This window comes from Dyella nitratireducens (genome assembly GCF_014642835.1).
GTDB classification, from domain to species: domain Bacteria; phylum Pseudomonadota; class Gammaproteobacteria; order Xanthomonadales; family Rhodanobacteraceae; genus Dyella_B; species Dyella_B nitratireducens.
Window position 1 is genome coordinate 70035 of the sequence record NZ_BMJA01000002.1, and the last position, 8369, is coordinate 78403.

At 55.1% G+C, this 8369-nt stretch carries 6 protein-coding genes; 2 read left to right on the forward strand and 4 right to left on the reverse strand.

Features of this window, described 5'->3' with window-relative positions:
- Nucleotides 1-10: 10 nt before the first annotated feature.
- The 4 genes from IEX75_RS11435 to IEX75_RS11450 form a co-directional block, all read right to left on the reverse strand.
- Nucleotides 11-463, reverse strand: coding sequence for a pilin (locus tag IEX75_RS11435; RefSeq protein ID WP_188794476.1), 453 nt, complete (start codon nucleotides 461-463; stop codon nucleotides 11-13).
- Between the two features lie 317 nt (nucleotides 464-780).
- Nucleotides 781-1221, reverse strand: coding sequence for a pilin (locus IEX75_RS11440; RefSeq protein WP_188794477.1), 441 nt, complete (start codon nucleotides 1219-1221; stop codon nucleotides 781-783).
- A gap of 311 nt (nucleotides 1222-1532) precedes the next feature.
- Nucleotides 1533-3407 (reverse strand): tetratricopeptide repeat protein, encoded by a 1875-nt coding sequence (locus IEX75_RS11445; RefSeq protein ID WP_188794478.1) that lies wholly within the window; start codon nucleotides 3405-3407, stop codon nucleotides 1533-1535.
- 128 nt (nucleotides 3408-3535) lie between these two features.
- Nucleotides 3536-4933, reverse strand: coding sequence for an ArnT family glycosyltransferase (locus tag IEX75_RS11450; RefSeq protein ID WP_188794479.1), 1398 nt, complete (start codon nucleotides 4931-4933; stop codon nucleotides 3536-3538).
- A gap of 105 nt (nucleotides 4934-5038) precedes the next feature.
- Here IEX75_RS11450 and IEX75_RS11455 point away from each other — a divergent pair, with 105 nt between their 5' ends.
- Together IEX75_RS11455 and IEX75_RS11460 are read left to right on the forward strand one after the other, a co-directional pair.
- Nucleotides 5039-7186, forward strand: coding sequence for an alpha/beta hydrolase family protein (locus IEX75_RS11455; protein ID WP_188794480.1), 2148 nt, complete (start codon nucleotides 5039-5041; stop codon nucleotides 7184-7186).
- 941 nt (nucleotides 7187-8127) lie between these two features.
- The coding region (locus IEX75_RS11460) for a hypothetical protein (protein ID WP_188794481.1) at nucleotides 8128-8369 on the forward strand (242 nt) is incomplete at its 3' end.

The following is an 8369-nucleotide window of genomic DNA, read 5'->3' on the forward strand; positions in this document are numbered from 1 at the left end:
ACTGTAGCGATTAACCGCCGGTGCGGCAGGCTGCGGGCAAGTACTTGCTCGGGACATTGGTGTTGGAGCCAGCGCACGACCAGGAGATGGTGCCACCACTGCCTACGACAGCCGAAAAGGCAATGACGTCACCCGTGATCGCAGTGTTGGACTGGTTGCCAAACGTCGCTTTAATAACACCGTTGGTGCCTACGGCATCCACACCACTTACGTACTTGCCTTGCGTGCTCGCTGCGTTGGTGGGCAGACCGGCTGACGCATTGGTGGTCGGAAATTTTCCGGTGTTCTGATAATACTCAGCAAGCGCCGTCTCAGAAGCGCTGGCCAAAACCGCACCTTCGGACACCTGGCTGCGGATCAGGTAGTTCTGGTAGGCCGGGATGGCGATGGCCGCCAGGATGGCGATGATCGCAACCACGATCATCAGTTCGATCAAGGTAAAGCCTTTCTGCACACTCTTCATGATAGTTCCTCTTTGGTTAGCTAACCGTGTGATGCCCCCTGAGCTCCAGTCCCTATCCCCCTAGGCGGGATTGGATCCCCATAACGCGGTCGGAACGTACAGGAAGCAGAGACTGCGATGCACCTTGCATGCCACGTTTACCGAAACATACGCCCCTTGTACATCGCAAGTCTGGCATTGTGTTCTGGGTCACGCAGACGAACAAGCCCGATCCATGAAAAATCTTCGTTACGTCTGAGAGTTAAAAGCGTGTTGAGTACGGCAGGTTTTAAATTGTCATGAAGTGACATTTTTTGTCACTTCATGAACGCGTATGCTCAATGCCTGCAGACCGAAGGCAGATATCTGTTCGATAACGTGCTGGAAGAACAGGTCCAATTGATCGCATCGCTTGACGCAATCGCTGAGAAGACCAGTGTCGAGCCGCTGATGGCAGTGTTGGCCTGGGGGCCGCTGTACGTGATGGTGATCTGCCCGACTGGCACCACGCTTACACTGGAAACGTACTTACCTGATATGGAGCTAGCGTTCGCCAAGCCGGCAGATTGATTGCTGGGCGGGAAATAACCGGTTGAGGAAAAAAAGTCCCATTCGGCGGATTTCGCGGATTCCGCCAGCTCCATACCCTCGCTGACCTGAGCTCTTATGACGTAGTCCTGATAGGCCGGAATGGCAATCGCAGCCAGAATGGCAATAATGGCTACGACAATCATCAGTTCGATCAACGTAAATCCGCTAGCAGTGCGTAGGCGCAACATGGTTGGAATCCCCCTGGATATAACCCAGTGCGAGGCACGTTCTGTACCAAGCGAGTCAAGGAAGTGTGATCGGCTTTGTCTTTTGGGACACTTGCCGACGATTCTGGCCTGAAAGGCTTTCCGTCTGCTTGGGTGGTCAAATAATAGCCAGCGCAGCTAAGCGCTCCCCAAGCCTATCTGCGACAGGCAGGTTGGTGCTCCCGGCAGTGGTATCGAAGCAAGAGGCTTACCCGTTTGTATCTGCTGCAGAGGTAACTTGATCAGACAATACAATCCGGGCTGCATGCCAGTGATCGCTCATCGAGAGCGGCCTAGCCTTCATGACCGCCGCTGTGATTTCCCGTTGATTGAGGGTGAGGGACAACAGAGGACGGGGCTCGCAGTGTTTGGTTGGCGGCTGGATGCGTGCGAAGGTAATCCTTTAGCGCTTCGAATTTCTGACGCTCCTTAACCTGTTTATCCTTCGTAAGCAAGGGAGTGGCCGCATCTTCCACTTGGACGGCTGCGGTTATCTGTCCCTGCATGGCAAGCGCAACGGCAAGTACAAGTTGAGGTTGCGGATCCAGATTGTCCAAGGCTATGGCTGTTCGGGCCACTGCCTCGGCCTGTTTGTAGTGATCCTGCAAAACTTCGATCTGTGCGATGAGCGTAAGGTAAGTGCGAAAATTGGAACGGCTGTTGAGTTCGGGCAGATCTTTGACTTTCTGCAGGAAAAAGGACGCTCGCTGCGGGTTGCCTTCGCCAATGGAAAGGGTTGCGGCGTTGAGCATGCATGTCACGCATTGCTCGTGGTTTTTAACTATTTCGTCAATAAGCTTCCAAGCGGACGCATCATCCCCTTGCTCCATGTAGGCGCTAATCAGCTCATCCCTGGCATTAATCGACGTCGGATCGTTTTGCACTGCCCATGTCCACAAATTGATCTGGGTGGACCAAAGCGGCGCGGTGACACGAATAGTGATTACCGCCAGGATTAACCAAGCCGACAAGATAAGCTTTCCCGCCAAGGGCAATAAACGATGCACGCTTGGCGGAACTGACATTTGCTGCAGGCTAGTGGGGAGCCATGCGCATGCCAGGGCAAGTGCCGTCATGGCATAGCGTTCGTGATAAAGGCTTGCGTCAAAGTTTGGGCCAATGAGGTGAAGCACCGGCAGCAGCGAAAAGGTCACACCGAGAATCAGGCCACCGAAATGACGGCGACGTAGTGTCAGCAAAATACCCATGATCAGGATGCACGCGGCACCGGTATCCTGCAAGGCTGTGGATGCGTTGAAGTGCAGAAACTGTTGTGAGGGAATGGGATGCAGCGGACCCATCCCCATGGTGGGCCAGAAAAACATGCGCCAATAGCGCAAATAAAGAAAAGCGGATTCCTGCAAGCGAGCCCATAGGGGCAACGGATGCGTGTCGACGGCTGGAACAAGTACCCCTAATGCTCCATGTCTTATCGTCAGATAAGCAAGGCCTGTCAGGACGATGGCTGCATAAGTGAGCCAATTGTGGGTGAGCAGCTTTCGGATTCGCGCAGATATGCTGCTGTTATTTGGGCCCGTGCGGATAAACCAATCAAGGGTGACGATGACGAAAGGAAAGGCGGCGGCTGATTCCTTTGACGCAGCTGCCAGGAAAAAGCATATCGCTACGATCAAGGCACGCAGTCCTGGTCGTGCCATATCGATGTTGGCTATCCAGCCAAGCAGCATGAACAGTGTTGCCGTTAGTTCGAACTGACAACCTATCCATACCACCGGCTCGACAAGCAGTGGGTGCAAGCCGTATAGCAGCGTGGATATGCATAGAACCCCAAGGCGATGCTTCTGAACTGGGTCGTGCTTGCCAATTTGCAGGGCAAAGGTGCCCACCAGCAGTGTATTGACAAGGTGCAACGCGAGAGAAACCAGGTGCATCGGGCCGGGTTGGGCGTCGAACAATCGAACCTGTAGCGTGAACAGAGCCACGCCGAGGGGGCGAAAATAGATGGTCCAATTGTTGAATCCCCGAAACAGCAATGGCATCCAGCGATCGCCATGCCGCAACCACGCCATCTTTTGAAAATCAATAATATCGGTGTAAACGAATTGGGCGTGCGCTACCGGCCAGTAGGTGAGGACAATGATCAAGCTCACTATGGCTGTGCATAAGGCAAGCGCCCACTTACTGCTGGAATTGGTACTTGAGAACATAGGCTATTGCATGCTGGCGAATAGCCAAAATTATCTTACAGGCACGCCTGCGGCAACGAGAGCCTGTGCATCATTGTGGTCCGTGAGCTTTCCGCTGGCGATGAGAGCCTGCCATTCCTCCATCGTATTTACCGCATCGCAGTGACGCGACCTGTACCACGGCGCGTTTGCAGCGTTTTCCTCAGCCAGCAACCCGCCTGCGCCAAGCCACCACTCGCCAATAGTATTTCCATCCCCCGAAACGGAATGGCGTAGCGTGGCTCTGCTTGCAGTGCGGAGTAGACAGCGGTGACGTAGAGCGCCATCAAAGCCGTCGCCATGGCTAAAAGAGGTGCGTTGCGTCGGTCAAGCAGGGCCGCAAGGCAGCCCCAGGCGGCCAGTACCGCAAGTATGGGGTTCACGATCTCGCATGCCGCGACCCACATTCGCAGGACTGGGTTGTAGCTAAAAGGAGAATGCAGGGTGGGATAAACATAAATATCGCCAGCGCCGATTTGTATGTCCCAAGCCCACAAATGGGCCGGCTTGCTGAAATACCAGCCCACGTAATGCCACGGGGCCTGGATCATGCGCTGGTACATCATTGCCAAGCCTTGAGAAGGATGGGCCTGCAGCGTGGCGTATTCTCGTGCGATATCCAATTGAGTCTGCCCGACTATCGGATCGCTGCGCCTGTAGGAGGTGGCCCAGCTTGTTTGATATTCGGGCCATGATCCCTGCACGAAATTGATAATTGCACGCCCGCCGGCACTTTGGTCACTAGGCGGCAGTTGAACATTGCGTATTTGCCAGGCAAAGGGGAGCGCCAAGCCGGATAGAGCTAGAACCCATGCCTGTTTTCGATCCAGGCGGCGCAGCCAGGACATCATGACGGCAAGCAGCGGGGCAAAGGGCAACAGCACAGCGTTGGTCAATCCAGCCAGGCTAAAGCAAAAGCCCGCGGCAATAAGCCAGCTAAAACCTTGATGGCGTGCTGCCTTGCTCAGTAGAAAAAGCGATAGCGCGCACAAGAAGCCGAACAATGTTTCGGTAACCAGATAGCCGCAAACGGTGATGCTGTGTGGCCATAGGGCCATCAGCAGGCCAGCGCCCAACAGCCATTTGTCGGGTAGCCATCCTTTTGCTGCTTGCATCAGTAAAAGCACCGTGGCGCAGCCAAGGAATGCCTGTGCAATCAGCGTGGTCATATACCATGCGGCTGACTTGCTAGACAGCGTCATCCATAAAGCAAGAAAAATCGGATAACCCGGGTCTCTGTAGCTGTCACCGTGGACGATCGGGTCGCTGGGGTGCGCAATCGACAATACGTGATGCAGGATCAGGTTCAAGGCTGCTGAAAGGTACTGGACCGCATCACCGCGAATAGGGTGATCCACCACCGCTTGAGTAACGAAGTAAAGGCGTAAGGCAAGTGCAAGTGCGCCAATCGCCACCAAAGCGAACGCCCATTTGCCAGCGCTCACGTTCGCTGGTGAGACGACTGCCGGCAGGATCGGTTGCGTAGCTCGTTTATCTTGTTCGACCATGGTGAGACTTGGTGTCCGGTTTCGGCTTGCCGCCCGGAAGTGGTTAAATCGCGCAAAAGTCTTATTTCAACCAGCCTAGCCTATCGGCTTTTGTAAGGGGATAGCATGAAGCGTCTCGTAGTTTTGGCGGCAATGATCGGGGTGGGGCTTATGGCCTCTACTGCAGCATCCGCCGATAACGCCACCTTGATTGAAAATCACCAGATTCACCCATTCGATGTCAGCGATCTGGTCATGATGGACCGCGTCAGTGATCCACAGCTTTCTCCTGATGGGCATTATGCCGCTTACAGCGTGCGCAGCACTGACTACGCTGCCAACAAAGGTGTCAATGCCATCTACGTGCAGGAACTGGCCAAGTCTTCCGAGCGGCCATTCAAGGTGGTACCGAAGCAGGCCTCCTCACCGCGTTGGTCGCCCGATGGGCACAGCCTTTATTACCTCGCACCAGCTGGCGAGGTGACCCAGCTATGGCGCTTGGACGTTCCAGCCGACAAGCATGGCCTGAACATGAGCACGGCAAGTGCGCCGGTGCAAATAAGCCACAGTCCGCTCGACATCGAGGCCTACAAGCTTTCGCCGGATGGCAAGAGCGTGCTGCTTTCCTATGCCGTGTTTACCGATTGTGGTGACCTGGCCTGCACCAAGGAGCGCCTCGATGGCCGTGCCAAGGACAAGTCGACGGGTACGGTCTACCAAAAGCTGTTCGTGCGGCATTGGGATACGTGGGCGGATGGCCGGCGCAACCAGCTCTATATCGCGCGGTTTGGTGCGGATGGATTGATGCCGGCCGAGCCGACGCTGCTGAGCAGGGGCATGGATGGTGATGTCCCCAGCAAACCATTTGGCGACGACAGCGAATTTGCCTACTCGCCCGATGGCAACACCGTGTACTTCGATGTGCGTATTGCCGGTAACAGCGAACCTTGGTCGACCAACTTCGATATTTACAAGGTATCAGCAGATGGTTCTTCCATGCCGCAGAACCTGACAGAAGCGAACAAGGCTTGGGATGCCTATCCGGTGCCTTCGCCGGATGGCAAGACCCTTTACTACCTTGCCATGAAGACACCCGCGTTCGAGGCGGATCGTTTTGCCATCATGGCCATGGATCTTGCCACCGGAGCTACGCATGAAATCGATCCTTCCTGGGATCGTTCGGCCGGTGGCATGCAGATAAGTGCGGATGGCAAGACCTTGTTTGTGACGGCCGATGACGAGGGGCAGCATCCGCTTTTCGCCGTGGATGTTGCCAATGGCAAGGTAAATAAACTGGTCGGCGACGGCTCGGTAAGTGACTACTCCATTGCCGGAAAGCATATTCTGCTTGCTCGGGATGATCTCAAGCACCCAGTCGACTTATACACAGTTTCCATCGCGGGTAGTGGTTTGAAGCAGGTGACGCATTTCAATGCAGAGCACCTGAAGAACGTCAAGATGGGTGATGCAGAGTTCTTCACCTTCAAAGGCTGGAACAACGAAACGGTACAGGGATACATGGTGAAGCCGGTGGACTACAAGGCCGGCCACAAATATCCGGTTGCTTTCATCATCCATGGTGGCCCGCAGGGTGCCATGAACAACGACTGGAGCTACCGCTGGAATCCGCAAACGTACGCAGGGCAAGGTTTCGCAGTCGTCACCATCAACTTCCATGGCTCAACCGGTTACGGCCAGGCATTTACCGATTCCATTTCGGGGGATTGGGGTGGCAAGCCGCTGGAGGATTTAAAGCTCGGCTGGCAGGCTGCGCTGGATAAATACCATTTCCTGGATGGTGATCGTGCTTGTGCGCTTGGTGCGAGCTACGGCGGTTACATGACCTACTGGATTGCCGGCGTGTGGAACAAGCCATGGAAGTGTCTGGTTGATCACGATGGTGTGTTCGACGCGCGCATGATGTATTACGCCACCGAAGAACTATGGTTCGAAGAACGCGAAAACGGTGGTGCGCAATTTGACGTGCCGGAGAACTACGAGAAGTTCAACCCGATCAACCACGTCAAGGATTGGCGCGTGCCGATGCTGGTCGTTCACTCCGGCGACGACTTCCGCATCCCAATTACGCAAGGCCTTGGCGCTTTCACCGCGCTGCAGCGCCAGGGTATTCCTAGTGAATTCCTGACCTTTCCTGATGAAAATCATTGGGTATTGAAGCCTCAGAACAGCGTGCAGTGGCACGAAACCGTCAACGCCTGGTTGAAGAAATGGACGGCGCAAGATGCATCGTCAAACACATCCGGCAAACCGTAATCTTCACCGTTCTTCCCCTCTCCCTTCAGGGAGAGGGCAGGGTGAGTGGCTGCCCTTCACGAACACCTAGGTCTCATGGCTTTTACGCGGCAAGGAAATCAAATTCCATGAAGCTCCATTTTTGCCGGCCGTCATTCCGGCGAAAGCGGGAATCCATGTTGCCCTGATGCCAAGAGCAAAGATGGATTCCCGCTTTCGCGCACTGCTGTCCGGGGAAATTTTGCGAAAAAAGTAACGAGCACTTGAGGGACAACACGTTTGCATGATTCGCACAGCAAGCGACTTAAAAAAGCTTGCTCAACGCGATATCCACGAGTGAACTGGAAACGGCCCCCTCCCCTGCGTGCAGGGGAGGGTTGGGGTGGGGTAAGGCGAGCGAAGCTCGCTTCCGGCTACGCGGGAATGAGCGTGAGACATCAACGGAACCTCTCGCGAGGTTGCTTCACCCCACCCCAACCCTCCCCTACTACACGCAGGGGAGGGGGTGATCCGGCAAGCTAAAAGTTTCCCAGACAGCAGTGCGCTTTCGCGGGAATGACGGCTAGGCAAGATGGAGCATGGCTGGGAATTGACCGCTGGCGACGCAAATGAAAAATTTCCCCAGACAGCAGTATGCCCGCGTCGGATGATGACACGGCGCCATTGAGTACTTCGAGAATTTGCGTAGACGGCTATGCCGCCTAGGAAGATTGAGCACGACAGCCAGCATGGATGCGACATGCGTTCGCGGTGCTGAAATGCGCAAATCTTCTACGCACATCGTCGCCTACCGAACACCTACAGACACCCACAAGCAAACTTGCTACGTTCGCCCCGTCATCGACGCCATCCTAATCCGTGCAACGTCGAGGACCCATGCAGAAATGCTTGGAGAAGCGCAGATCGTGAGAGTTACGAGCTCCCACGACCTGCTGACCACAACCAACTGAATGGAGTTGATCATGGCTGCCATAGATCATACGGCACGCGCGCGCCCTCAGGTTCGCAACGAACCCTCATCCCCACCTGATCCGTTCATCGACCAGCGCGACCCATTGGGCCTGGGCCTGGAAAAGTTCGATAACTATACGGCGAAACTTGCTGGCACCTCGTTGGCCATCAACGTTCTGCGAGGTCTGCTGGAACGCAGTGAAACCAGCAAGAAACCCAACGCCCCGCGCAGCGCGCAGACGTACTGGCCACT

Bases quoted from the DNA above. Each gene is read 5' to 3' on its own strand.
- IEX75_RS11440 (WP_188794477.1), bottom strand. From the start codon at position 1,221: ATGTTGCGCCTACGCACTGCTAGCGGATTTACGTTGATCGAACTGATG.
- IEX75_RS11445 (WP_188794478.1), bottom strand. From the start codon at position 3,407: ATGTTCTCAAGTACCAATTCCAGCAGTAAGTGGGCGCTTGCCTTATGC.
- IEX75_RS11455 (WP_188794480.1), top strand. From the start codon at position 5,039: ATGAAGCGTCTCGTAGTTTTGGCGGCAATGATCGGGGTGGGGCTTATG.
- IEX75_RS11435 (WP_188794476.1), bottom strand. From the start codon at position 463: ATGAAGAGTGTGCAGAAAGGCTTTACCTTGATCGAACTGATGATCGTG.
- IEX75_RS11450 (WP_188794479.1), bottom strand. From the start codon at position 4,933: ATGGTCGAACAAGATAAACGAGCTACGCAACCGATCCTGCCGGCAGTC.